Origin of the sequence: Carnobacterium sp. FSL E2-0243 (genome assembly GCF_038003605.1) — a bacterium.
GTDB lineage: Bacteria > Bacillota > Bacilli > Lactobacillales > Carnobacteriaceae > Carnobacterium > Carnobacterium maltaromaticum.
This window is the reverse complement of the sequence record NZ_JBBOPM010000001.1, coordinates 851,694-877,894: the sequence shown is the minus strand read 5'-3', so window position 1 is coordinate 877,894 and position 26,201 is coordinate 851,694. Positions and strand designations below refer to the sequence as shown.

At 35.3% G+C, this 26,201-nt stretch carries 23 protein-coding genes; 3 read left to right on the top strand and 20 right to left on the bottom strand.

Annotated elements, in window-relative coordinates; translation table 11 throughout:
• Positions 1 to 15: 15 nt before the first annotated feature.
• Positions 16 to 669 carry a redox-sensing transcriptional repressor Rex gene (locus tag MHI00_RS03990; RefSeq protein ID WP_010051491.1) on the bottom strand — a complete coding sequence of 218 codons (654 nt, stop codon included), beginning with the start codon at positions 667 to 669 and terminating at the stop codon, positions 16 to 18.
• Between the two features lie 324 nt (positions 670 to 993).
• Between MHI00_RS03990 and MHI00_RS03985 the strand changes: the two genes are divergently transcribed.
• Positions 994 to 2,958: an ABC-F family ATP-binding cassette domain-containing protein gene (locus MHI00_RS03985; RefSeq protein ID WP_341111280.1), complete on the top strand. Its 1,965-nt coding sequence runs from the start codon at positions 994 to 996 to the stop codon at positions 2,956 to 2,958.
• 54 nt (positions 2,959 to 3,012) lie between these two features.
• Here MHI00_RS03985 and MHI00_RS03980 read toward each other — a convergent pair whose 3' ends face one another.
• From MHI00_RS03980 to tsaB, 5 genes are all read right to left on the bottom strand, one after another.
• The gene (locus tag MHI00_RS03980; protein WP_287429863.1) at positions 3,013 to 3,927 is read right to left on the bottom strand and encodes an LCP family glycopolymer transferase; all 915 of its coding nucleotides are present in this window, start codon (positions 3,925 to 3,927) and stop codon (positions 3,013 to 3,015) included.
• Positions 3,928 to 4,076: 149 nt separating this feature from the next.
• Positions 4,077 to 5,096 (bottom strand): tRNA (adenosine(37)-N6)-threonylcarbamoyltransferase complex transferase subunit TsaD, encoded by a 1,020-nt coding sequence (tsaD, locus tag MHI00_RS03975; RefSeq protein WP_201734775.1) that lies wholly within the window; start codon positions 5,094 to 5,096, stop codon positions 4,077 to 4,079.
• An 11-nt stretch (positions 5,097 to 5,107) separates the two neighbouring features.
• Positions 5,108 to 5,599: a ribosomal protein S18-alanine N-acetyltransferase gene (rimI, locus tag MHI00_RS03970; protein ID WP_341111276.1), complete on the bottom strand. Its 492-nt coding sequence runs from the start codon at positions 5,597 to 5,599 to the stop codon at positions 5,108 to 5,110.
• Positions 5,589 to 6,194 carry a ribosomal protein S18-alanine N-acetyltransferase gene (gene rimI / locus MHI00_RS03965; RefSeq protein ID WP_010051482.1) on the bottom strand — a complete coding sequence of 202 codons (606 nt, stop codon included), beginning with the start codon at positions 6,192 to 6,194 and terminating at the stop codon, positions 5,589 to 5,591. The genes rimI (MHI00_RS03970) and rimI (MHI00_RS03965) overlap by 11 nt, the downstream gene beginning before the upstream one ends.
• On the bottom strand, positions 6,178 to 6,906 hold the full coding sequence (gene tsaB, locus MHI00_RS03960) for a tRNA (adenosine(37)-N6)-threonylcarbamoyltransferase complex dimerization subunit type 1 TsaB (protein WP_341111273.1): 729 nt from the start codon (positions 6,904 to 6,906) through the stop codon (positions 6,178 to 6,180). Before tsaB ends, rimI (MHI00_RS03965) begins: the two co-directional genes overlap by 17 nt.
• 302 nt (positions 6,907 to 7,208) lie before the next feature.
• Here tsaB and MHI00_RS03955 point away from each other — a divergent pair, with 302 nt between their 5' ends.
• Positions 7,209 to 7,373, top strand: coding sequence for a CsbD family protein (locus MHI00_RS03955; RefSeq protein ID WP_010051480.1), 165 nt, complete (start codon positions 7,209 to 7,211; stop codon positions 7,371 to 7,373).
• Positions 7,374 to 7,456: 83 nt separating this feature from the next.
• Here the strand turns inward: MHI00_RS03955 and MHI00_RS03950 are convergent, their stop codons facing one another.
• The 14 genes from MHI00_RS03950 to MHI00_RS03885 all read right to left on the bottom strand — a co-directional run bounded on the left by MHI00_RS03950 (position 7,457) and on the right by MHI00_RS03885 (position 25,409).
• Positions 7,457 to 7,876 carry a VOC family protein gene (locus MHI00_RS03950; RefSeq protein ID WP_010051479.1) on the bottom strand — a complete coding sequence of 140 codons (420 nt, stop codon included), beginning with the start codon at positions 7,874 to 7,876 and terminating at the stop codon, positions 7,457 to 7,459.
• A gap of 310 nt (positions 7,877 to 8,186) precedes the next feature.
• The gene (locus MHI00_RS03945; protein ID WP_015077249.1) at positions 8,187 to 8,399 is read right to left on the bottom strand and encodes a hypothetical protein; all 213 of its coding nucleotides are present in this window, start codon (positions 8,397 to 8,399) and stop codon (positions 8,187 to 8,189) included.
• Complete coding sequence (locus MHI00_RS03940; RefSeq protein WP_035065472.1) at positions 8,396 to 8,638, bottom strand: hypothetical protein; 243 nt, start codon at positions 8,636 to 8,638, stop codon at positions 8,396 to 8,398. The genes MHI00_RS03945 and MHI00_RS03940 overlap by 4 nt, the downstream gene beginning before the upstream one ends.
• Before the next feature lie 22 nt (positions 8,639 to 8,660).
• The gene (locus MHI00_RS03935) at positions 8,661 to 10,121 is read right to left on the bottom strand and encodes a helix-turn-helix domain-containing protein (RefSeq protein WP_010051470.1); all 1,461 of its coding nucleotides are present in this window, start codon (positions 10,119 to 10,121) and stop codon (positions 8,661 to 8,663) included.
• Between the two features lie 24 nt (positions 10,122 to 10,145).
• Positions 10,146 to 10,634: a hypothetical protein gene (locus tag MHI00_RS03930; protein WP_229252250.1), complete on the bottom strand. Its 489-nt coding sequence runs from the start codon at positions 10,632 to 10,634 to the stop codon at positions 10,146 to 10,148.
• Between the two features lie 62 nt (positions 10,635 to 10,696).
• A complete protein-coding gene (locus MHI00_RS03925) occupies positions 10,697 to 12,187 on the bottom strand; it encodes a helix-turn-helix domain-containing protein (protein ID WP_341111254.1) in 1,491 nt (496 codons plus the stop codon).
• A gap of 10 nt (positions 12,188 to 12,197) precedes the next feature.
• Positions 12,198 to 13,064 (bottom strand): class A sortase, encoded by an 867-nt coding sequence (locus MHI00_RS03920; protein ID WP_015077255.1) that lies wholly within the window; start codon positions 13,062 to 13,064, stop codon positions 12,198 to 12,200.
• A gap of 18 nt (positions 13,065 to 13,082) precedes the next feature.
• The gene (locus MHI00_RS03915; RefSeq protein WP_341111249.1) at positions 13,083 to 14,171 is read right to left on the bottom strand and encodes a DUF916 and DUF3324 domain-containing protein; all 1,089 of its coding nucleotides are present in this window, start codon (positions 14,169 to 14,171) and stop codon (positions 13,083 to 13,085) included.
• A gap of 136 nt (positions 14,172 to 14,307) precedes the next feature.
• Positions 14,308 to 15,045 (bottom strand): WxL domain-containing protein, encoded by a 738-nt coding sequence (locus tag MHI00_RS03910; protein ID WP_010051459.1) that lies wholly within the window; start codon positions 15,043 to 15,045, stop codon positions 14,308 to 14,310.
• Between the two features lie 58 nt (positions 15,046 to 15,103).
• A complete protein-coding gene (locus tag MHI00_RS03905) occupies positions 15,104 to 15,856 on the bottom strand; it encodes a WxL domain-containing protein (RefSeq protein ID WP_341111243.1) in 753 nt (250 codons plus the stop codon).
• Positions 15,853 to 16,212 carry a hypothetical protein gene (locus MHI00_RS03900; protein WP_016356592.1) on the bottom strand — a complete coding sequence of 120 codons (360 nt, stop codon included), beginning with the start codon at positions 16,210 to 16,212 and terminating at the stop codon, positions 15,853 to 15,855. Before MHI00_RS03900 ends, MHI00_RS03905 begins: the two co-directional genes overlap by 4 nt.
• A gap of 11 nt (positions 16,213 to 16,223) precedes the next feature.
• Positions 16,224 to 20,327 (bottom strand): pectate lyase-like adhesive domain-containing protein, encoded by a 4,104-nt coding sequence (locus MHI00_RS03895; RefSeq protein WP_341111242.1) that lies wholly within the window; start codon positions 20,325 to 20,327, stop codon positions 16,224 to 16,226.
• Positions 20,328 to 20,718: 391 nt separating this feature from the next.
• Positions 20,719 to 24,651, bottom strand: coding sequence for an isopeptide-forming domain-containing fimbrial protein (locus MHI00_RS03890; RefSeq protein ID WP_341111240.1), 3,933 nt, complete (start codon positions 24,649 to 24,651; stop codon positions 20,719 to 20,721).
• Positions 24,652 to 25,082: 431 nt separating this feature from the next.
• A complete protein-coding gene (locus tag MHI00_RS03885; RefSeq protein ID WP_056999325.1) occupies positions 25,083 to 25,409 on the bottom strand; it encodes a PTS lactose/cellobiose transporter subunit IIA in 327 nt (108 codons plus the stop codon).
• A gap of 407 nt (positions 25,410 to 25,816) precedes the next feature.
• Here MHI00_RS03885 and MHI00_RS03880 point away from each other — a divergent pair, with 407 nt between their 5' ends.
• Positions 25,817 to 26,188, top strand: a complete 372-nt coding sequence (locus MHI00_RS03880; RefSeq protein WP_015077262.1) for a helix-turn-helix domain-containing protein — start codon at positions 25,817 to 25,819, stop codon at positions 26,186 to 26,188.
• The last annotated feature ends 13 nt before the right edge of the window (positions 26,189 to 26,201 follow it).

The window sequence follows — 26,201 nt, the reverse complement described above, 5'->3', positions numbered from 1 at the left end:
TGCTTTTTTTATTTATTATTCTTCTTCTGTCATATCATCAGCTGTATAATGATCTAAGAAATAAATTAAAGTTTGTAGTTCATTCGTCAAATCAACATTTTGTACGCGAATATCATCTGGTACAGAAATTCTTAATGGTGTAAAGTTCATAATTCCCTTAACATTTGCATCCACTAATTGGTTGACTGTTTCTTGAGCCACAGGAGCTGGGACAGTTAAAATCACGACTTCAATTTGTTGTAATTTTAATTGTTCCACCATTTCACTCATAGGATAAACAGGAACGCCACTAGCAATTGTTCCAACTAATTTTTCATCGATATCAAAGGCTGCACTAATTCTAGTGTTATTACTTTGGTGGAAATTATAGTTTAATAACGCATGGCCTAAGTTTCCCACTCCAATTAAAGCAACATTTGTTAAACGATCTTGGTTCAAGGTTTTACTAAAAAAGTTCAATAGATCTTCAACATCATAACCATAACCTCTTTTTCCAAGAGCACCGAAATAGGAGAAATCACGACGAATTGTTGCGCTATCAACTTTAACAGCATCGCTTAACTCTGTTGAAGAGACACGATCTTTCCCTGCATCATTCAAGAAACGTAAGTAACGGTAATAAATAGGCAAACGTTTTGCTGTTGCCTTAGGTATTTTTTGAGTAGACATTTTTTTTCCTCCATTAATCATTTGTATTTATTTGCTGAAACTAGTTTGTGTTTAGTTCACAATATCCACTACAAATTACGAAGCTTCACAATCGCATAATAAGTAATGAACAAATTTATTATAGCATGCTTTCATTATATTACCAGTTATCTGCTTGGGAATAACTGAATTCACATGTCACAATCTATTCATTAAATTCACAAGGCTTTGCTTGTGAATCACTTTTTGTAGCAAACTTCTCTTTAAAATCTCTGGATTTCAATTTTATCCGTCTGCAATCTATGCTACACTAGGGATGAAGCTGTTATAAGAAAGGATACTACTATGATTTTATTACAAACTCAACAAGTAGCTCGTCATTTTGGTGCTGACGTGCTCTTTGAAAATATTCAATTAGAAATTCAAGATACTTCGCGAATTGCTTTAGTTGGTCGAAACGGTGCGGGGAAAACAACTTTATTAAAAATGATTGTCGGACTTGAAGATCCAGATGCTGGTAAGATTGCTAAAGGCAAAGCTGTGACTGTTGGTTATTTAGCGCAACATACTGGTTTAGATTCTGATAAAACTATTTGGGACGAAATGCTGACTGTTTTTGAACCTGTGCTCCAAATGGAAAAACGCATGCATCTATTAGAAGAAAAATTAGGTGAACCTGAGTTACTAGCGAATTCTGAAGCCTACCAAAAAGTCTTAGATGATTATGATCAATTGCAACATGATTTTAGTTCAGCCAATGGATTTGGTTTTGAAGCTGAAATTCGCTCTGTTTTACATGGTTTTCGTTTTTTTGAACAGGATTACACAAAAAGTATTACACAACTTTCTGGTGGTCAAAAAACGCGTCTGGCATTAGCTCGATTGTTATTGGAAAAAAGAGATTTACTAGTCTTGGATGAACCGACGAACCATTTAGATATTGCCACTTTAAATTGGCTAGAAGATTATTTGCAAACTTATAAAGGTGCACTATTGATTGTGTCTCATGATCGCTATTTTTTAGACAAAGTTGTGAATGAAGTCTATGAACTTAGTCGACAAAAAATGACTCACTATAAAGGCAATTATACAAAATATTTAGATCTAAAAGCTGCAAATTTAGAACGAGAATGGAAAGAGTTTGAAAAACAACAAACTGAAATTGCGAAATTAGAAGATTTTGTCGCCCGAAATTTAGTCCGAGCAACGACAACAAAACGGGCTCAAAGTCGGCGTAAGCAATTAGAAAAGATGGACCGTTTAGATAAGCCTAAAGGGGATGAAAAGTCAGCTCGCTTCAAATTTCAACCAGCTAAGGAAAGCGGAAATGTTGTTTTAACGGTTAATGATGCAGCTGTTGGATATGACAATAAAATTATTTCAGCACCGATTCAATTAGATATTCGTAAACTAGACGCAGTCGCTTTAGTGGGTCCCAATGGGATTGGGAAATCAACTTTACTTAAATCTTTAGTAGATGATATTCCGTTAATTCAAGGCGAAAAACGCTTTGGGGCCAATGTTGAAGTGGGCTATTATGACCAAGAACAAGCAAATTTAAACTCGACTAAAACTGTTTTAGCTGAACTATGGGATGCTCATCCCTTAACTCCAGAAAAAGATATTCGCAGCATTTTAGGTAGCTTCTTATTTTCTGGTGAAGATGTTGAAAAATCAGTAACTAGTTTAAGTGGTGGTGAAAAAGCTCGTCTAGCATTGGCTAAGCTTTCAATGGAGAAAGATAATTTTCTGATTTTAGATGAGCCTACAAACCATTTAGACATTGATAGTAAAGAAGTTTTAGAGGATGCTTTAATTGAGTTTCCTGGGACGCTACTATTTGTTTCCCATGATCGCTATTTTATCAACCGAATTGCGACGACTGTTGTAGAGTTATCGGAAACTGGAAGTAAACTTTATTTAGGTGATTATGATTATTATTTAGAGAAGAAGGCTGAGGAAGAAGAATTACGTCTTTTGGCAGAAGAGGAACAATTGAAAAACATCTCTCAAGCAGCGCCTACTGAACTAAATGCTGGAACAAAAAAACATTATCAAATTGGCAAAGAAGAACAAAAGTTGATTCGTCAATTAACGAGACGAATTGAAGCCTTAGAAACTGAAATGGCTGAGTTAGAATCGACTATTCAAGACTTAGAGAATCAATTAACCTTACCTGAAGTATTTGGAAATCATGTTAAAGTTCAAGAAATTAATCAGATTTTACAAGAATTGAAAGTAAAAAATGAAACATCTATGAATGAGTGGGAAGAACAGAGTTTAGCTTTAGAAGAACTTGGCGATGTTTAACAGAAAAAAGGACTGAGAATCAATTATTCTCAGTCCTTTTTCATTTAATTAGAGTTAAATATCCAGTTCATTTTTAAGAATTGTCGATACACGTTCAATTTCATCTTGGGGAATCATTTCGTATGAAACCTCATTTAACATCTCACCTTCACCCACCAATTGGACTTGCTCAATTGAATCAGCTGCGGAACGATAGTTTTTTTGAATCTCAAACATCTCATCAATGGATAGATTCGTTTTCATGTTGTCTTCAATAACCGTTAATACATCTTTATATTTCATTAAACTTGAAAGGGTCGCACCCTCTTTAATGATATTTTCTAATACTTCTCTTTGACGTGCTTGTCGGCCATAATCCCCCTTAGGATCATCATAGCGCATTCTTGTATAGGCTAGAGCTTCTTCTCCATTTAAATGTGCTGGGCCTTTTTTAAAGGCGATGCCGTCTAATTCAAAGGCTAACGGCGAGTTCACATCAACACCTCCAATTGCATCAATAATTTTTTCAGCAGCTCCCATATCAATACTAATATAGTAATCAATCGGAATGTCTAATAAATTTTGCAGCGTATTTAAGGCTGTTTCAATTCCTCCAAAAGCATAAGCATGGGCAATTTTGTCTTTTTTATTAAAGCCACTGATTTCCGTATACGTATCACGAGGGACACTTAAAATTTTGGTTTGTTTTGTTTTAGGATTTACAGTTAAAACAGTCACAGAATCCGAACGACCTTGATCGACTCGTCCAAAATCGCCTGTATCAATCCCTAATAGGGCAATCGAAAAGGGATCTTCTCGGCTAACTTTAACTTTTTCTTCGCGTTTTTTTTCTGTTGAGACCTCATTATGAATTTTATCCGTTACATTTGTCACATCACTATACATTTTATAAGCAAATGCGCCCATCCCACCAAGTACTCCCACGATTAAAACTCCGATAATCACAATAATTTTATTTGTCTTCTTCATTTTTTTACCTCCGCTTTTTTGTCTCCTATTGAGGATATAAAGAAAATACTAAATTAGAGTGGCTATTGTCATTTTTTACCGTTTAAATGTTATTTTTAATAAAAATACAGAAAAAAAGACAGAGCTAGTTTTAGCTCCATCTTTTTCGATTAAACCATTTCAAATGATAATCCTGGTTGGGCATTTAATTGATAATCAGCAAACTCACCTTTTTGATAAGAAACATAAGCTGCTGCTCCAATCATTCCGGCATTATCGCCACATAATGAGAGTGGTGGGATAATAAGTTCCACATCTGGTAACTCCTTGGCCATCATGTCAACAAGCCCTTCTCGTAAGCCTCTGTTGGCAGCTACTCCACCAGCTAAAACCAATTGCTTAATGTCTAACTCTTTCGCTGCTCGTAAGGTTTTAGTGAGTAAGACATCGACAACACTAGCTTGAAAACTTGCCGCTAAATCATTTTTATTTAGTAGCTCAGCTTTTTGCTCAGCATTGTGAACCGTGTTGATAAAAGCACTTTTTAGTCCGCTAAAACTAAAATCATAATTATCTTCACGAATCATGCCGCGCGGAAAATGAAAGGTATCTTCACCTAAGTGCGCCATTTCATCAATTCTTTTTCCACCTGGATAGGTCAGTCCTAAAACACGACCCACTTTATCGTAGGCTTCACCTGCCGCATCGTCACGAGTTTCACCAATAATTTGATACTCACCGTCAGCAGACATATAAACTAATTCAGTATGCCCACCACTAACTACTAAGGCTAATAGCGGAAAGACTAGTGGCTGAATTAAACGATTAGCATAAATATGTCCAGCCATATGGTTGACTGGAATCAGTGGTAGATTGTGGGCGTAGGCAATTGCTTTAGCCGCATTCACCCCAATTAATAGTGCACCGACTAAACCAGGACCTTCAGTGACGGCAATTGCTGTCAAATCTGAGTAATCAACATCAGCTTCGACCATTGCCTCTTCAATACATTGGGTAATCTGCTCAACATGATGACGGCTAGCAATTTCAGGTACAACTCCACCAAATCGCATGTGGCTCTTAATTTGGGAAGCAATAATATTTGATAATAAAATGTGACCATCTTCAACGACAGCCGCACTTGTCTCATCACAGCTCGTTTCTATGGCTAAGATTAAATTTCTTTTTATTGGCATTTGCCTCACTCTTCCTTAATTTCTAAATTCATAATAACTGCATCTTCAACAGGGTAATCGTAATAGTCTTGTCGAATATTAATCAGTTTAAAACCCACTTTTTTATAGACATGAATGGCTACTTGATTGCTTTTCCTCACTTCTAAATGAATGACTCTAGCTTGGTGCAATTTTTTTATCCATTGGACTAAAAATACTTGGCTTAAGCCTTGCCCTTGAACTTTTGGATGCACAGCGATATTGGTTAATTCGACCTCATCAAATAATTGACGATAACCAATAAAACCAAGCAATTCAGTGCCTAAGCAAATGATTTCGTACTGCACATAAGGTTGTTTTAAATCTTTTTTAAATGTCTCAGTGCTCCAAGGAGAACCATGGGGATAGCTTACTTCTGCTAAATTAAATAAATCTTTAGCAGTGTAGCTCGTTTCTTCAATGGATGAAAAACGATAGTCAATCTCTATTTGTTTTTTTTTGTATTTTTCATTCTCCACTTTTTTTATGTCCTTTTAAAACCAAACTCATTTCAAGAGCATCTTCATGATCCTCTGAATAGTAGGCTTTTTTTATTTTGCCATCTTTAAATCCTAATTTGCGATACAATTCTTGTGCCCCTGTATTTGACATACGTACTTCAAGGCTAAATAATTGATTATGATCTGCTTCCGCTAAATGACGCATCTGTTCCATTAAAAAACTAGCTAATCCATAGCGACGGTAATTAGGGATTATCGCAATATTCGTCACATGAGCTTCACCTTCGACAAACCACGAACCAATAAACCCGATTGCAACATCATAAACGCGCAAAACTAAGTAAAGAGCATTTCGATTATTTTTCATTTCATGCTCAAACGCTTTTTGATTCCAAGGTGTTTCACCATGATAGCTTAAGCGCTCAATTTCTAATAAATCAGGAATATCTTCAGCTGTTCCAATAGATAAAACAGCCACCTCTTCTTCATTTAAAGGAAAATCAGTTTGTTGTAATTCAACACGCTCCGTTAGTCGAGTCCAACGTTTGCGTTGATTTTCAGCCTCTTCTTCGTCTGCACTGGCTGTTAACCAATTTCTAAATTTTTTCAACATAGCTTTCCTCCAACTGATTAGGATGGGCAGCACGCCAATTTTCTTCTGCTTCTGCTAATTTTAAATAGTCAGGCACAAAGGTATGACTATCAACAGGTTCTGCCTTCTCAGCTAGTAAACCTAAAACACCTGCTCGTGGCAATTGATTTTGCGTAGCTACTTCACTAGCACGATCACCTAATGCTTCTTTGATGGTTTTTTCATGAATCGCCCAATCCGTTCCGACAAATTCAAAAGTCCCCTCTTTAGTTTTTAAAAACTTGACCCAGTCAGCAAGAGCTATATGAGTATCAGGTTCAACTTGTTGCAATTGTTCTGACTCTTGGTCCCAACGATATAAACCCGTATAGACATTCCCACGTCTAGCGTCCATCATCGGTACGATATAGTGATTAGCCCCTTGGCAATTGCCAGCTAAAACTTCTAAACTAGAGATTCCTACAAGTTCTTTTTTTAATGTCCAGGCTAAGGTCTTCGCAATCGTCACCCCAATACGTAAACCCGTGTATGAACCAGGACCTTTCGCTACAGCAATGCGATGTAGTTCAGCTGGTGTCCATTCGACAGCTTCCATTAAATCTGTAATAGCCGGCATTAACCGTTGGCTATGATTCCCTTTTATATTTGTTGTGAATTCTCCAACAATTCGTTGATTTTCGATCGCGGCAACACTCATGACTTGATTGGACGTATCGATTGCTAAAATTTTCATAATTTAGCTCCTTTAATTCATTCTGTCTTTTTCTATTCTAGCATAAATCGTTTTAAAGATTAAGCGCATGGATTAAAATCCTTACTTTAATTCATTTTTCCAGCATTTTTTACTTAATTAAATAACAAAAAGGGCTATTGGTTGATTTTATTTACGAAATCATTTATTCTTTAATTAGCACTAGTAGTTCATATTTTTGATATACTTTCTCGCATCTTTGGAACAATTTTTCTCGTCCCAGATTAGTCCACCCGTAAGTAACCTATTTTCAAATTAACTAAAAAATTTAGGAGGAATACACTATGACTGATTTTAAAGATAAAGCAAAAGGATTGAAAGATGAAGTAGCCGGCGAAGCGAAAGAATTATTTGGTAAAGTAACAAATAATCTTGAAAAAGAAGCTGAAGGCAAAGCGCAAAAATTAAAAGGTAAAGTTGAGAAAAAAGTTGGAGACGTAAAGAAATAGTCCCAAACTATTAATGACATTATTTAAGAAGCTAGGTAAGCGGAATTATCTCCACATACCTAGCTCTTTTTTTCTATAATAATTTATTTAGTTAAATTAAAAGACCAAGAAATCCCAAATTTATCGGTTAGTTGTCCAAAACTATCTGACCAAAATGTTTTTTGTAAAGGCATTACTTTTGTTGCCCCTTCTAATAAACCATTAAAGTAGGCTGTTAATTTTTCTGAGTCTTTTGTTTCTAAAACTAATGTCACATTGTTTCCTGGAATGAAATCCATTCCCATGAAATCAGGTACATCAGAAAACATAACTGTATCACCCTCAATTTCTAAACTAGCATTCATGACTAAACCTTTTGTTTTTTCATCTAGTTCATGAGTGGACTCATCTGGTTGTTGCCCATATGTCATTAAATCTGTACATTTTGAACCAAACACCTTTTCATAAAAATGAATAACTTCCTTTGTGTTGTCCTTAAAGTTCAAATAAATCCCAATTGTCATGAGGCTCCCTCTTTCTTCTTACGTTTTATTTTACTAGTTAGTTACCTAGTAATTTTTTCTTTTGTGAATCAAATTCTTTTTTTGTGAGAATCCCTCGCCTATCAATTCATTTCTTTAGTTCGCTCTTAATTGATTGACTAAATTCCCATCAATAAGACTATTTTTTATAGCTTTATTTTACCTTATTTTGATTAAATCCCCAAAGAATATCCCTTACTTTACAGTTATCGTTATGATTATTATTTTCCTATGTAACAAAACAGAGTAAAAATAAGTCTAGATACACTTATTTTTACTCTAACTTGCGTACTCAATTTTTTAAATACAGGGCCTCTGAAAAATATTCAAGTTGTCGAATTTCTTTAATTTCTGAAAAAGTCGCGTGAATTTTTTCTCGAATTAATTTATCTTCCGATTCTGGTGGGACTATAATCATCGTGCTTTGGACTTCACTTTCATCTAGATGGCTTGTATAAACAACAACATATAAATCAACATCATCCCAATGCTGTTCGATTTTCATACTCTATCACCAACTAACGCTATTTTTGAGCCTAACTTGGTACATTCTTCCAGCTTATTTATTTTTACAACTTCCTTGACTTGATTAAACTTTTTATAAATTAGTTGCTCAACATCTTCGTGGTTGTAATCAACTGGACAAACAATATTTTTTTCAATCTGTCTAATAAATTCTGATTCTACTATAAAGCGAATATTATAGATGATATATTTTTCTAATTCAACTACTGGTTTCTTCATCCATCCATTCTCCTTTACTTTTTCAATTCGTAACAAGAGGAATTCTCAGTTCCTTATCTTGCTCAATTTCGGCTATTCTTCTAGCTAAAGCTTCCCACTCTTTTTCTGTTGGCTGCAAATTCCAATAAAATACTAAATCATTTTCGGTATTATTTACCATACAATCACTGACAATAATATCCAAATCTTTGGCATTAGAATCTTTAATGGCAATATTATTTGCTAAAGACTGAACTTTTTTAGTTAACAGTAATTCTTCTATAGCACCACCACTAGATAAAATTTTTATATTTATTTGTGGTCGGTAGCTACTTTCTTCAATTAAGGTGCTAAATAAAAATAAAACTCTTTGGTAGAGGTATCTATTTTCGCTATATTTCTTCCCATAATTCTTCATTACTTCCGGATAAAATAAGGCAAACTCTTTTTCGTATTGTTTTATGATGCCTGATTCAAATAGATTCCTTGACTCGTACTCTCTCAAACTGCCCTGATAGATACTCTCACAAACAAATAATTTATAGATTGAAAAATAAACGTCTACGTAATTTGTATGAGTATTCAAACTAAATTTTTGACTAAATTTAGTAGTTAATTCTCTTACCATTTTATGAATTTGAAAATTTTTGTTATCTTTTTCTAAATCAGCTAATAATTGCTGCTTATAAAAGGTTGATTCTGTTGTTAAAGTATATGCGAAATAGAGATACACAGCTTCCGAATGAAGAGTCGTTTTTTCAATTACTCCGATTGTTTTAGCCACTATTTGTTGAAATTCTTGCATATCTTTAAACATCACTTGATTCAATTTCACTCGATTTTCTATTAATAATTGATCATTGCTAGCACGGATTTTAATAATAGCTACCCAATACAAAAATTGTTCTTTTTCAATTTCTGTCATGCTCTTAAATAGAAAAGTATCTAGTTGTTCAATCTCTCTAATGAGCTCTTGACGATCAATAGTATCAAATGGCCACTCTACACCTCGATAATTCTCCCAGAAAAATTGAAAATATAAAAATCGTATATTGATTTCATTGCCTTCAATTGACAATGTACTTAAATCTAACTCTAAACCGTAATTCATTAAATACGTTTTAAAGATACGCTTATTTTTATATAAATGACTGGCGCTATAGAAATAATCGATTTCTTTTTTTTCTTTAATAGTTTTTCTAAAGACAGCTTTCCTCATTAGATAGAAATAAATAGACTCTCTTTTAAAATCTAAGTAAATCAAATCCATATTGACCGAGCTTTTTTTTATGAATCGATATAAGTTTCCTACTTTTTCAAGCTTAACTGCATAACTAGAATTTTTTAAATCTTCTATTAACGACTCCAATTCTTTCTGAACAGTTTTTAAACTTAAATCAAGAAAATTGGCTAGATCAACTGTTTTAAGATAATCATTTGAAGCATCTAATACTTTCAATAGTTGGATTTTACGATAAATGATTTTATCTGTTTCTGCTAGCATTTTCTCACCTGACTTATTTCATTTTTATCGTTGCTTAACTCCAAAGAAAACGACTCCTGAAAATTCTGAGAACACTTCCTCAATGTAGGCCATTTCCGTTGTTTTTTTCCCTTTACCATTTGGAAAAGGTTCAGATGGTAAGGGCATATTTTCATCAATGTAAACTTGATTTAGATGGACATTTTTTTTCTTTTTATTTTTGTGTAAATCATCTAAATCGGTTATTTTTATAGCTTTTGATCCATCAGGAATTCCTTCTAAATCACTTTCTGGATGAATTAATTCAATTTCGCTAGGTTCGCTCCTCTTTTCTTCTACTGCTTTTTTTTGACGATCCACGGAATCAATTGGTTCCACTGATTCTTCAGGATTTAAGGGATTTAAAGGCCCCACTGCGCCACTAATAGTCGGGTGTTTTTCCTGCTCAGATTGACTCTCAATAAGTTGACTGCTTTCATTAACAGGATCCGCAAAAGCCGGGGGAGATAGTTCTGTTGAATATAAAATAGTCATAGAAAAAATCCCACTATATAAAATACAATTTTTCAAAAAACGAAATTTACTTTGTCTCCATTTCACTTTATCACCTTCTCCGCTTTTTCATTTTTGATTCGAACTAAAAATTCTCCAACATTTGCCCAATCTTTAGCTGTTGGTGGCATATTCCAAACTAAACTTGGCAACTTAATATTTTTATAAATATAATCTGAAATGAATAAGTCTGTCTTTTCATGAACATAAGATGTCACTTCTATATTAAAAAAATTAAAGCTTTTTAAATTTGTTTCAATAATATTTGTGTAGTAGTTCCCTAATGAGAAATCTAAGCAAACATAAATAGTTTCCATAAAAAATTTTGAAGGAAAAATTTGGACAATTAAAAATAAGTATTGGTGGAAAACAAAATTTTCATTAGAGGTTAATAATTTATACTCTTTCTTATCAGGTAACCTCCCGATAAACTCTACACAAAATTTAAATGCATCTGCATAGGTTTCTTCAAGGAACTCCATATTTAATAAATCTCCAAAAACTGGTTGAACTTTTTTAAAGTAATAAAGTTTAAAATGCAATACACTCAATTCCTGAATCAAAAGATCATGCTGCGCTTTCTCAACTTTATTCTTAAACTGATCTTCAAACTCATGAACAAATAAGGGCGTTAGATTATCTTGAACTTCCACAATATCTTCTAATGGGCTATACTCTGTCCTTCTAACACCTGATTCACCCACTAGAAAAGCCACAATTGATTCTGATTCACTGATTAAGGCCTCTCTTTTTAAAAGACGATATTCCTTTTCTAGGAACTCGTAAACCATTTGAAATAAAGGATGTTCATGATTAAATGTATATCTGGTACGCTCAATTCTAGCATTGGATGTTAAATAATTTTTCATATTGATTCTTTTTAAACTGACACTTAAAAAGAAGTTTATTTTTGTTTTAAGTGTCTCTTGAATCGAATGATCAAGATGATTTTCAAGCAAACGAATAAATTGTTGCGCTAATTTTTCATACTTTGCCTCAAAAGGGAAATTTAATTGATTAAATCTAGGGTAATAGAGATGATAAAAAAACATCCTAATTTTTATTTCGTCTCCAACTAGCTCATACTTAGAAGATAAACGTACTTGATAGTTAGCTAGCTCTTTTTTGACTTCTTGAATTTTTTTATGCACAGCTGAATAACTCACAAAATTAAATTCACCAAAATCGGTCATGCTAACAAATTTACCATTTAAAATATCCACTAAAATGTTATAGCTTAGCGAATTTTTTATATAAATGATATACAACATACTGATTGATGCATCTGAATCTTTTTTTAATGTAATCGTTTTGTGTGTTCGAGAAATAGTAAGACTAAAATGTGGTGTTAAATCATTTAACTCAATATCTTTACTCAGATTTTCCGCCGTTCTCAACAAAACAAATTCTGAAATTTCCAGTTCGTGCATAATTGCTGAAAATGAAGCTGTTTGTTGTGTACATTCTTCAATAAATCTGAATAAGGAAACTTTTTTCCCATCTTCTCTATTTAATAAATTTCTCAAAATGCCCACCCCTAAAATTTTAATGTTCTAATTGTCTATAGTGTTTTCTTATAAAAAATAGTAAACAACCTAAAAACAAAAGAATCAGTATCCCTATTAAAATAACAGAAATACTTCTTTTTTCATGCTTTTGTGTTAAGCTTACCACTTCTTGATACTCTTGAACATTTTTAGACATTATTTCTGTATTATTTTTGGGTTCATGGGTATTCACATTTTTTTGATTCAAATTATTTTTTTCAACTAATGTAGCAACTACTACAAAACGTTGATTTGTCGCCGATGACACATCGCATGTAATTAATGTCAATCGATTATCTCCAACATCTGCTAAAACACTCATATCAGTTTCAGAAACGATTTTAGTCGTTTGAACTTGATATGTATACAATATTTCTTGGTCGTTTAATTGAATAATCGCTCCTTCTTTGATTTTTAGCAAAGGTCCAAATAACAAACTCTTATCTTGCATATGGTGTCCAATCAAGGTATAATTTCCCATTCCCATGACTTGATTTTCTTGCATAGTTCCTGCCCCAATTAACAAATTATCATTTGTTGTGCCTTTTAAGATAGGCAGGTTCATGGACAAGCTTTTAATTGTCAATTGCCCAATGACTTGGTCTGAATAATCTGTATTCATAGCAGCTAGAACATCGACTAAGCTTGGTGGCACCACAGCAGCATAATCAAATTCACCTAGTGTTGACTGGTTTTCTTGTATCTTACTACTAGTGATTGTCTCTCTTGTATAATCATAAGAGTAGTTGGAAATTAAAGCACTTTTAATCCATGGTCCACTTACTAAAGTTAGACCTGCAATTAATAATAAGATACTGCTGATGACGAGAATAATTTCTTGCCATCGCGTTCTTTTCTTCTTCACTTCAATTTTCAACTCCTATTATTTCGGTTTACTTTGAGCTTTTCTTTTACGGCGTTTACGATTTGCTGCTTTTCTTCTAGCTTCAGCTTCTTTTTTCTTTTTGCGTCGGTACATAATAATGAAAATAAGCACGATTGCTAATAAGATTAGACCTACTCCAATTAAAATATAAAGCCAAGTGTTATCTTCTTCAATTGTCACATCTTGTGCATTGAATTTTTTAGCGGTATCTGCATCTATTTCAAAATCTTTTTCAAACTCCCATTTTTCACCTTTTGATTCTGCTGTTAATTTGACTGTATACTTGCCAGCTTCCATTTTCTTCCCACTTAAGGCAATTGGATAATCAAAATTAGAATTGGGTGCCATTTGCATATTTTCTTTTTTTGAAGAAAATAGAACATCTTTGCTGCCTTGACGTGTCACTTGAGCCGATACTTTTAATTTATTAATAAACATCGCTGTTGGATTTTGAAGATTAGCATTAACTACATTTCGTGCATTAACTTGTGCAGGTGCAACTTTTGTTAACAACATATCTGGTTGAATTTCAGCTGGATCAACACGTAAAACAATCCCTACAATGTATGCATATTTATTTTGGATAGCAATACCTTCGCCATCAGCCTCTTGTTTTTCACCTGTGTCTTTTTCTTTAAAGCTAATTCCACCTGCTAAAATTCCCGAAAAGCTTTCTTTTGGCATTTTTATTTTTAAAGGTAATGTCACTCCACCTTGTGCTGGAATCGTTACTTCAGAATCAACTTCTACTAAATCAGCTAAATTATATTTTAAGGTACTATCTTGCTTCACTTTTGTTTTACCATATTCGACTACACCGTTTAAGTTTGTCGTAGCTGAATTTACTTGTGTTTCAACTATTACATCCTTATCCGTATCATTTCGTAATTGGACTTCCACCGTTTGTTCCTTTTCAGGTTCCATTAATAAATCAAAAAACGTTTTGGTTTTATCGACTTGATTCTCTGGAATTGTTGGTGTAACGGCAAAGTTTAATTCTGCAGCATTTGCTGTAATTCCGCCCAGACTAAAAAAGCTCATTGTAACAACTGTCAGAATGGCTACTAGATTTAGATATTTTTTCATAATGACCTCCTATATGGTTATGCTAAAATTAAGAGACTGGGATTTTCCCCTTAGTCTCTTAATCTGAATTCTATTTTTTTAGCACAGACAGATTGAGAACGAATTCCCAATCTGTTGCTTCGTTCGTTTACTGTTTTTACTCTGCGCCTGGTACGTCAGTTAATGTCCAAGTTAGAGAAGTTGTATAAGTGTCTTGATACTTAATTGTTTTACCTGGTACAGATAAGCTGATACTACTTGCTTTAGTTGCGTCATCTCCAGCACGATAGATTTGAGTACCGGCACCTTCACCAGCTTTAGCTGCCATAACAACTTGTGCAGCACCTGTTCCATCTGGAACTAAGCTAAAACCAGTTGTTAAGATTGATGGAATTGCAGAGGCAGAACCTGTAATAGCTTCACCATTTGCAAAAGTAATTGAAGCTCCAACTAATTCGTTGTCATCAGCTGTTGCAAATTGACCATCTTGTTTGACTTGTAAAGTCCATCCTTGTTCACCACCACGTTTATCTGTTACTTGCACGTAGTTAGGACGAGTTGTTGAATCTGATAATGGTTGAGCATCTGCTGTATAAACTTTATCAACAGTTGAGATTTTTTGTTCGCCAAAGTATAACGGTGAAGCAAAATCAATACTTAATGGTCCGGCAGTACCTGGATCAACTGGTTTTTCTGGATCAACTGGGTCAACTGGAGTAACTGGTTTTTCTGGATCTAATGGATCAACTGGATTTGTGATATCTGTATCTGTAATAAATTTAACTGTTCCGTTTGTTGCTTTTGTTCCTGCAGTTGCTGCTGAAACTGTTGCACTTCCTAAAGCGATTACGCTGATTAATACTGCTCCTGATGTTACTAATTTTGTCATTTTCATTTTTAATTTCCTCTTTTCATTTTTTATGTTTTTATTTTTTTGTTGTCTTAACCCTTAATTAAACGTTACCTGGTGTATCTGATAAAGTCCAAGTTAATTCAGTTTTGTATTGGACTGCATCCTTAGGTGTGCTACCTGGTACATCTAAGGTAATAGCTTTATTTTTTTGGACAACTTCGTCTTCGGCAATCGTTTCTTCAGTTACACCACCAAAGTAGTTTAACCATGTTCCCCAACCTGAACCTGCTGTTGCGCTCATTACTGTTGATGATGCTCCTGATGGATCTAATGTAATTGTTGGCGCTGCAACTGCTGCTGGTGAAGTTGAGCTACTAGAAACCGCACCGTTAGCTAATTTAATCACTGAACCTGTTAATACTTTATTAGCAGCTGTAGCATTAGTAAATTGTCCTTCTTGTTGAACCGTTAATGTCCAACCTAAGTTACCTGAACGTGTATCTGTAACTTGAACATAGTTAGGTACAAAACGGCCATCTTTTAATTCTTGAGCATCTGCAAAGTACGTTTGGTTTGCATTTGAAATTTTATTTTTACCAAAAACAACGCTTGAAGCAAAATCAATACTTAGAGGACCAGCTGTTCCTGGGTTTGGACCTTCTGGATCTGTTGGGTCAATTGGGTCAACCGGTACTGTTGGGTCTGTTGGATCAACTGGATTTGTTGGATCAGTGTTTTCAATAAATTCAACAGATCCATTTGATTTGTATTCTGCAGCTAATGCTGCTGATGAGCTTCCTACCAATGTTGCTAAAACAATTGCTGATGTTGTTACTAATTTAGTTAATTTCATGTTATTTTTCCTCCGTGTGCTATGTTATTTTTTTTAGTTAAATAATAAACGACTTGTCCTGCTAATCCTATCAAGCAAATACCTAGAACAAGATTGAAAACTTCAAACCGATCTCCAGCTTGTGGAAGTGTCTGCTGAGGTGTTTTCCCTGTATCGGGTAGATTGCTAGTTCCATTCCCACTAATTGGTGGTTTTTCTTTATCCGGTTCTGAAGGATAAATATATTCACCATAGAATGAAACTTCTCCATTTGACTTATATTGATTCTCACTTTCAGCTCCAAACACCTGTGTAACAGGTACGAGGGTTAAGAGAAAAACAAGTATCATCCCGAAAGTCATTACTCTTTTTTTCATTTTTTCCCCTCCTACTCGTTTTCTGGTGTGTCTTGTAAAGCCCATTCGATTTGCCCTTGATAATTTTCTGGGTAAACTTTACCAACTTGAGTTCGTAAACTTAGCCCTTCTTGTGTATTCCAACTATCTGAAATTGTTAAGGGGTCTTCGTTTGTACTTGTGTGCTGATAAACTAGAATTGAATCTGTTCCTAAAACATTATCCGTTCCTTTATAAGTGTAATAAACCGCATTTGGTAATGTTTTTCCAGATGGACTTTCTAATACAGCAGACATTCTAGCTGTAACTGTCCAACTTGATTTCACTGCCCGTGAGTCTTGAACGGTTAGTCCACCACTCATATCCGCAACTGGATAAATTTCATTTTTTGCTGATACCTTCAAATTTTCTCCAAAAGAAATATCGGTTGGAGCTGAAACTAGTTCTAATACTCCAAAGACGTTTCCGCCTGGATTAGGAATTTCATTTGAAACTGCTTGATACGTTTGTTTTTCAGCTGTTGGATTTTCTGGTCCTAGTTCAAATGGTTCTACTTCTCTTGGTGAATTTCCAATCGCTGTAGCTTTATTTAAAATAGTTCGGTCAATCCCAGCAGAGTTTACTCGTGCATCAAAAGTAAGTCGAGCATCTTCTTGTGTCGTTAAATTTCCAACTTTCACTTTCAATCGTCTTGTTGCTTCATCAAATTGAATATCACTTGCTGGAATCGACGTGCCATTTAAAGTAAATGAATTTAAATCTGGATCTAATCCTTCATCAAGCTGATCTTCAATCGTAACAGCTGCCCAATTTGTTGAAATTGCTGCAGCTTTATTATTTGCGACATCAATTGTATACGTTAAGATGGAACCAACTTGTGTAACGTTTTTATCATTGTCAACAACGACCGATTTAACGGCAGTATTGGTATCTGGTAAAATATCTGCCACCGTCACACTAGGTGCTGCCAAGAAAATAGTGTCGTGGAAAGGTAAATCAGTCGTTGGATTGATATTTCCCACTTCATTATTGGTACTAGGCGGATTATCTACACCCGCTGCGCTCGCTGAACCTGCATGATCACGTAACTTAACTTGAACAACATCTCCTTTTTCAAGGTAATGAGGCAAGTTGAAAGTAAAGGTTCCATCAGCTGCTACGATTGCTGTTACGTTTAATGCTACACCGTTGACAGAGATTTCAACTTCACTACCAGGTTCATCTGAGGTTCCCATAATTTGTTTTGTGGCATTATCTACCACTCGACTATTGGTAATCACAGCTGGAGTTGGTGGTGTAATCTTAAAGGTTGTTCGATTTGGTGCAATCAAATCTTCTGGTAAACTGACATGAACTCGATTCGAGTTAGGATCTGCGCTACCACGCCAAGCTTTGACGACTTCTAGCTTATCGCCAGTCTCTAGGAAAACATTATTCGGTACTGGAATTTTGAACATTCCGGCACGAGATTCTTCTCCATAGACACTTAAACCTGGACTATTGTTGTTTTTACCAACTGTACTTCCGGTTAATTCTTGCGAACTTCCATCTGCTTTTGTTAATTTAACGACAACATAAGCTTCATCTGTCCAAGCGTCACGACCATCTTCTCCACCAACTGGAATCGTCACATGGCCAAAGATTGATTTATCCGCATTCGTTGGAACACGAAGTTCATCAACAACGGCACGCGCATTATTCCCACTCATACGAGCATAGGCAGATGCACCTGTTGTACCGTACGAATCAGCACCAGTATTAAACTCTGCTGGTACGTTAGTTGAATCAATACGAACGAAATTGGCTCCACTTAGTTGATAATCAAATAGTGACCAGTTTTTAACAGGATCTCCATCTAAATTATCTCCACGAGCCCAAACACTTAAATCAGATTGAATCGATTTAAAGGTTGATCCATTATTTACATTAAAGACGTATCCACCAGCTGGTCGATCATTTCTAAAATCAAAGAATAATGGACGATCTACGGTAATTGTCGTTACAGCAGTATTAAAAATACCACCAGTTTGACCATTGGTATTGCCGCGCATTTTGAAGATAGTTCCTTCGCCAGCGGTAATTTCTGAGCTACCTGTTGAGCGTAAAGCCGGACCAAAATCGGCACGTACATCCACGCTACTGCCAGCATCTTCTAAATTAAAGACCGCACGATTTCCGTTAGTATAAAGTAAGCCTTGGTTTCCGGCATCTCCACCGCCGTCATTTCGCGTTCCATTTCCATAATTGCGAACATTGACTTTTCCACCAGTATTTACATTAATAACATTATCGTCTCCATACATCCGAACGGCTGGAGTAGGACCGGCAAATTTCGTAATATTTACCTCTGAATCACCAGTAACATTAAAGGTTTGAATGCCACGAATTCTAAAACGTAACGTCGCTCCTAATGTATACCGATTATCATTGTCTTGCGTTAAAATCAATTTAGCTTTGTTTTTCACATTAAATTGCGAACCTTGGGATTGAATTTGTAAAGCTGAACCGTTTTTAGCGTGACCGTTAAATTCTGCTCCATCTGAAATATTAAAAATACTTCCATCACCTTGGACACGCATTGCTGCACCGTAGTTGGCTGTTTGGGTACTATTCGTCGATACTTTAAAACTCGTTCCGGCTCCACTAATATTAATTGTCGCTGGAACTCCGACTCCGTCACCGAAATCTTGCGCTAAAACAACCGTTGAAGTCGTATTCCCAATGGCTTCAAATTTGGCTCCACCAGTCATAGTGAAATTATTTTGAATCGTTGTCCGGTAACCATAAATATTAGCAGTCGTTAAAACTTCTGATTTAGGTTCCATTGTGAAATCTGAAATACTTCCGGCAATCGCACTTGAACTTGAAATTGACTGCGCAGCATTCCCAGCTGTATTTCCAGAAGTTCCAACATTGTTAATTGTGACTTTCGCATTCTCTTTGACTAAAACTGTTCCGTTTGTAATGCCAATGGCACTGGACGAATTCGTCGCTTTCGACTCACTCTTAAAAATTGAATTTTCTTCAAAAATGACATGTCGAACATTTAAGTGAGAAGCTGATGCGTTTAAGCTTAAATTATTGGTTCCTTGTAGATTAACCGTTGCATTAACTGCTCCAACAAGCCCCGATGCATTGGCATCAGTTGTCGTTGTGTTAGAAACATTAATAACCCAATTGGTACCTAAACCTGTTGCCCCAGTAACCGCATTAAAAATCGGTGTTGTTGGCGTCTGGGTTTTAACAAGCTGAACATTATCTAAAGTTAATTGCGTCCCTACCGGAGCAATTCCTAATAGAATTCCGTTGCTTGTTGTTCCACCACTTCCAAAATTAATTGTGAAATTATTTCCGTGAATGGTTAAGCTTCGGGTTAATGTTCCTGGATTATTCGCCGCAGTAGTTGCTGTCCGAGTAATATCACTGGTTAAGTTAATCTCACTAACACTAGTATCTGCGATAGCTGCGATAAACTCTGCCCAAGTTCCGACATCAGTGCCAGCTGCTCTTGCACTCATTTTTGGAAGAACTGGTTCAACTACATCTGCTTCAGAAGCTGCTGCAATTGGTTTTTCTAGTTCAGCACTCGTTTCTACAACTGGTTTTTCGGACGTTTCTGCTACGTCAAAGCTCAATTGATTAGAAGATAATGGATCTTCTTGATAAACTGTTTTAGCTTCTAATAAAAACTCTCCAGCTTTTTCCACCTGTAGCGCGATCGGAATTGTTAATTGTTCCGTTTCATCGGTTACTTCAGGTTCTATAGCTGAATCACTTTCTGCTAATTTTGCTTCAATTAGAGTCGGCTGAATGGTAATTATGCTACTAGCTGAGTCATAGCTGATTTGATAATCTGGACTCTCAATCTGTTCTGGATTGAATGTAAGGCCAGCAGGCAATGGTAACTCAATTGCTTTAGTCACATTTGGACTAACAAAAACATTCAAGTTAAATTCACTGCCGACTTCTAAATTTTCTGAATCAGTAGCTAATTCAATTAAGCTGTTTTTACTGTTGCTTTCTAAGGCTTTCAATTTTTGATTTGTTGAAATCCCTGATAGTTGCAAAGCAAACACAAACATCCCAATACAAATTAGTGCAAAACTAGTTAACCAAATCCCTTTCTTTTTCTTCACATTTTCATCTCCTTTCTCTCGTACTGTACCTAAATATTATCACGCGAAATTTTTCGATTTATTTTTTTTTTTTATTCTGAAGCACAAAAAAAAAATAGAAACCCCTTTATTCCTTATAACACAAAGAATTGGCGCCTATTTTTTTATTTTAAAAATTACTTAATTATCACAATCATTGGATTAAATCCTCTTCTGTATCCTCAGTTTTTACTGCGAATAAAAAAGGTTTTCCTAAATGGTATGGAATTGCATACCTAGGAAAACCTTTTATTTAGATGATAATCTGACTATTTTCTTTTTTAATGAAGCAATTAGTTCATTTGCAAATAAATCGTAGTCATTCTCAGCACCAGTTAACACTTTCCACATCAACTAAGACTGCCTTGGCTCCTTACTTAGTTTCTGGAGTATCCTGTAAAGTCCATTCAATGGTTCCTCGATAACGTCCTGGATAGACTCTTCCAGCTGGGATTTGTAAATTCAATCCTTCTTGCACATTCCAACTATCTGAAATTGATAAAGGGTCCTCATTTGTACTTGTATGCTGATAAACTACTATTGAATCTGTTCCTAAAATTTGATCTATGCCATTGTAAGTATAGTGCATTGCATTAGGTAATTTTTTGCCTTCCGCACTTTCTAATATGCTTGTCATTCTAGCTGTAATACTCCAACTGGCCTTAACCGCTCGTGAATCTTGAACTGTTAACCCACCGCTCATTTCCGTAACTGGATAGCGTTGCTTCGTTGGAGCGATTTTCAAATCCTCTCCAAAAGAAATAGTCGTCGGTGTTGAAACTAATTCTAGAACGCCAAAAACCGGGCCACCTGGATTGGCAATTTTATTTGAGCTGGTTTGAATTTTCTGTTTGGCCGCTGTTGGATTTTCTGGACCAACTTTAAAAGGCTCGACTTCTCTTGGTGAATTTCCTATGATAGTTGCTTTATTGAAAATAGTACGATTAATCCCCGTTTTATTTACTCGAGTATTAAATGTTAATTTTGCTTTCTTGTTTGAGCCTAAATCTCCGACTTTAACCCTCAACAGTCTGGTTTCTTCATTAAATTCAACCTTAGTTGCTGGAATGAGGATACCATTTAAAGCAAATGAGTTTAAATCTGGATCTAAAGCTTTATCAAGCTGATCTTCAATTGTAACAGCTTTCCAATTTGTTGCAATGGCTGCAGGTTTATTATTTTCTACATCAATAGTATAAGTTAAGATTGAACCAATTTGTGTGGCATTTTTACTATTGTCAACCACCACTGATTTTACTGCCTTGTTTGTATCTGGTAAAACATCCTTTACTATTATGCTTGGAGCGGCCATAAAAACCTGATCATGGAAAGTTAAATTTGTTGTTGGATTACCATTACCAACAGCGTTATTTGTACTAGGTGGGTGATCCACACCAACGGTACTAGCTAATCCCGCATGGTCACGTAGCTTCACTTGAACCAGATCGTCTTTTTCAAGGTAATGAGGCAAGTTAAAAACAAAAGTTCCATTTGGTTGAACCGTTGTAGTTGTTGCTAAGTCGACACCATTTACGCTAATTTCCACTTCACTACCAGGTTCATTGGCTTTTCCGCTAATTTGTTTCGTCGCGTTGTCTACTACTCTACTATTAGTAATAACCGCTGGATTAGGTGGTGTAATATCAAAAGTTGTTCGATTTGGTGCGACTAAATCCTCTGGTAAACTATGATGAACTCTATTTGAGTTTGAATCAGCTCCACCACGCCAAGCCCTGACTACTTCAATTTTATCACCTGTCTCTAAAAAGACATCATTCGGGACTGGAATTTTGAACATTCCACCCCGACTAGCTTCGCCATAGACACTTAATCCTAGATTATTATTATTTTTCCCAATCGTCCGACCTGTTAGCTCTTGTGATTTGCCGTTGGCTTTCGTTAACTTCACCACAACAAAAGCTTCATCGGTAAAAGCATCCCGACCATTTTCACCATCTAGCGGAATTGTCACATGACCAAAAATGGATTTATCCGCATTTGTTGGAACACGAAGCTCATCTACAACCGCACGCACCTTACCTCCAGTCATTCGACTATAAGCTGATGCACCTGTTGAACCAAAAGAATTGGCACCTGTATTAAATTCATTCGGTACGTTGGTTGAATCAATTTTAGTAAAATTAGCTCCACTTAATTTGTAATCAAATAATGACCAGTTTTTAGCTGGACTTGCATTTAAATTAGTCTCATGTGGCCAAACACTTAAGTCCGATTGAATTGAGGTGAACGTTGATCCAGCCGTTGCATTAAAAATAGATCCTTTTGCACCGTCATATTGATCATTTCTAAAGTCAAAAAATAATGGACGATCAACAGTAATTTCAGATGTAGTGGTATTAAAAAGAGCACCAGCTTTACTCTTTGTCCTACCGCGCATTTTAAAAATAGTCCCTTCTCCAGCTGTAATTTTAGAACTCCCAGTTGAAACTAGTGCTGGACCATAATTAGCTCGTATCTCAGCACTGCTACCAGCATCTTTTAAATTAAAGACCGCTCCATTTCCACCAGTAAAAAGCAATCCTTGATTTCCAGAACTACCAAGACCATCATTTGGTCCATCACTCCCAGTATTATGTAGAATAAATTTTCCACCAGTATTTATATTGATATGATTATCCTTTCCATCCATCCTGACTACTGGAGCACTTCCTTTTAATTTTGAGTAACTTATTCTTTTAGTAACATTTACTTCTGCATCATCTGTGACATTAAAGACACTTCCATCACCTTGTATACGTATCACTGCCCCATCCTCCGAAGAGCCTATTCTATGTGACGATAGTATAAAACTCGTTCTGGCTCCACTAATATTAATCGTAGCTGGAACTCCGGCTCCCTTGCCAACGTTTTCAGCTGAGACAAATATTGAATTAGCAGTTCCGATCGCTTCAAATTTAGCTCCACCAGTCATAGTGAAATTATTTTTAATTGTTGTGCGATAGCTATAAATATTAGCTTCCGTTAAAACTTCTGAATCAGATTCCATTGTAAAATTTGAAATACTACCAGCAATAGCACTTGAGCTTGACTGAACTGGCTTTCCAGCCTTCTCTTTCGACTTTCCATCGTTGATAATCGAGACTTTAGCATTTTTTTTGACTAAAATTGTGCCATTTGTAATTGCAATTGCACTTAAAGTAGTAGGCTGGATTCCATTAGCTAATCTTGAACGACTTTTGAAAATTGAATTTTCTTCAAAAATAAGCTTTTGAACATTTAATTGGGATGTTGCTGCCCTTAAATGCAAGTTATTTGTTTCTCTTAAAATAACAGTTGCATTAACTGCTCCAATAAGCCCCGATTCATTTTCCTCATCTGTCAGTACATTTGAGATATTAATGACCCAATTAGTACCTGAACCTGATGCTCCAGTAACTGCATTAAAAATTGGAATATGCGCACTTACAGTTTTATTAATCTTAACATTATCTACAGTTAATTGCGTCTCTACAGGAACAATGCCTAACTGAATTCCTTTAGATTCCAAGTCAAGCCTAAAATTATTCCCGTTAATTGTTAGGCTACGAGTTAAAATATTCAACTTAGTCAAGTTCCAGGATTGCTGATAAATATTAGCAGTTAAGTTGATTTCACTAACACTAGGATCATTAATTGCTGCACCAAATTCATCCCATGTCCCAACGTTTGCAACAGCTGACTTTGGACTTCTTAAAAGTGTCGGTGCATTCTCATCAACTGTTGGTGCGTCTATAATTGGTTCTTCTAATTCCTCATCGGTTTCCAACTCTAACTTTTCTTGGGTCTCTGTTACAGAAAAAGTTACTTGGTTAGAGGATAAAGAATTTTCTTGGTAAACGGTTTTCGCTTCTAATGTATATTCCCCGGTATTTTCAACCTTAAATGCTAAAGGAATCACTAATGGTTTCCTTTCAGCTTTATTTTGCACAAGAGCTTCTGTAGCAGAATTATTTTCTGATTCTACCTCTTCAATAGGACTAAGTTCAATCGTCATTAACCGACTAGTAGAGTCATAAGTCACTTGGTAATCTTCGCTTTCCATTTGTTCCGTCATAAAAGTAAGATCTTCAGGTATGGGCAATACAATGTCTTTAGTTACATCTGGACTAACCAAAACAGTCAAATTAAACTCATTATCTTTTAGCAACTCTTCTGAATCCATCACTAACTCAATTAAGGGATTTTTATCCTCGTTGGTTTCAAGCGCTTTAAGCCTTTGATTCGCTGAAAATTGTACTGCTAGAACGAACAATCCTATACAAATAAGTACAAAACTACTAAACCCAATTTTTTTCTTTTTGCTCACGTTATCCTCTCCTTCTTTGGTACTTTCACAAAGCTATCTAGCCGGAAAGCTTCAATTTCACATACCTCTTAATAAGTATATTTTTGGTTTTATTTCTATGTTACTAGCATAAAAGGGCATATGAATGAATAGCCTGATTCTTTATAACAATTACGTTCATTTTCTTCCTGATCGCCTAATTTTCACGAAATAATTCCCTTTACCCTTAATAAGAGTAACATACGTTTTAAAAATATGTCAATATTCCATAAAATCAAATTACATATAATAATATTGATTAAAACTAGAGAAATTCATTTGATTAACAACCGATTGCTACGAACCTTACTATTTATTTACAACTAACGAATTCAACTCTTCTCTTTAAAAGCCAACAAAAAAAGCTTCAAAAGATTAATAACCTCTTGAATTCTCAAATTTAATCCCATATCCTATGTATCCTCTTTATTAACTAGAACAGCTATGTGGGTTGCCATAGTCCATTCACTAGTTGCCGTCATTAGAATATCTTGGGCATGGGCAAATAAATGTAGATGAGGTACTTTTTGACCGTTAGTTTCCATTTGAATGACATCCATCTGAGTCCCTCTAGCAATTCTCAAACTTTCCTGGGCTTGATCCAACTTTTTTTCGGCCTGCATACTTTCACCATTTTCTAGATGTTTTAATGCTTCTTTGGTTAATAGTTTGCCATCACCTGCGTGTAAAATGATCTTTAATGCTTGTTCTGTTAAATTTAAGGTTCGTTCATCTCTCATCTTATTTTCCACCTTTCAACACTGACTTTTAGTGACTCCTTTCCAAACTAAATTAACTCCATCATAAACAAATTCAAGCGCTACCAATTAGCCCTAGCAAAGCCAATAGCGCTTGAACTATCTAGTAAAAACAAAGCAAGCTTTAGTAATCCGCCGATACTAATCCTTCACTTGTCTATGTTTCCAGCCAAAACTGTCCTTTAATCCGACATCATCAGTTTAAATGATTTACCTAAACGATTAATCGTTTTAAATGATACTAAAGACAATATATCATATTTACCTATTTTACACAACAAACAATCGCAGTTAATGCTATTATTTATTTGAATAGTATTAGATAGACTTAAGGTAGCCCTATTCTGAGGTTACCCTGTAATAGGATAAATTGAAGGAGTGACCAAACCATGACTCTTGGAGAAAAAATTAAGATGTTACGCCAAAAGAAAGGCTTAACTCAAGCACAGTTGGCAGATTTATTATTTTTAAAGCAGAATGCAATTAGTGCTTATGAAAAAGATGTCAATCAACCGTCCTTAGAGATGATTAAGAAAATGGCTACAATCTTTAACGTTTCTGCAGATTACCTACTTGGTATTGATGAAGCCAATAAAAACTCTTCGTTGGAAAAGACTTTCCAACATATTTTAGAGGAAGTTATCTATGAAGAAAGTTACGCGTATATTAAAGATGGCGATGTGACAGACGAAACCGCTGAAATCTTGAAATTGATGATAAAAAAAGATTTTAAATTACTGGACGATATTTATAAAAATTAGACCCTTTGGGGAA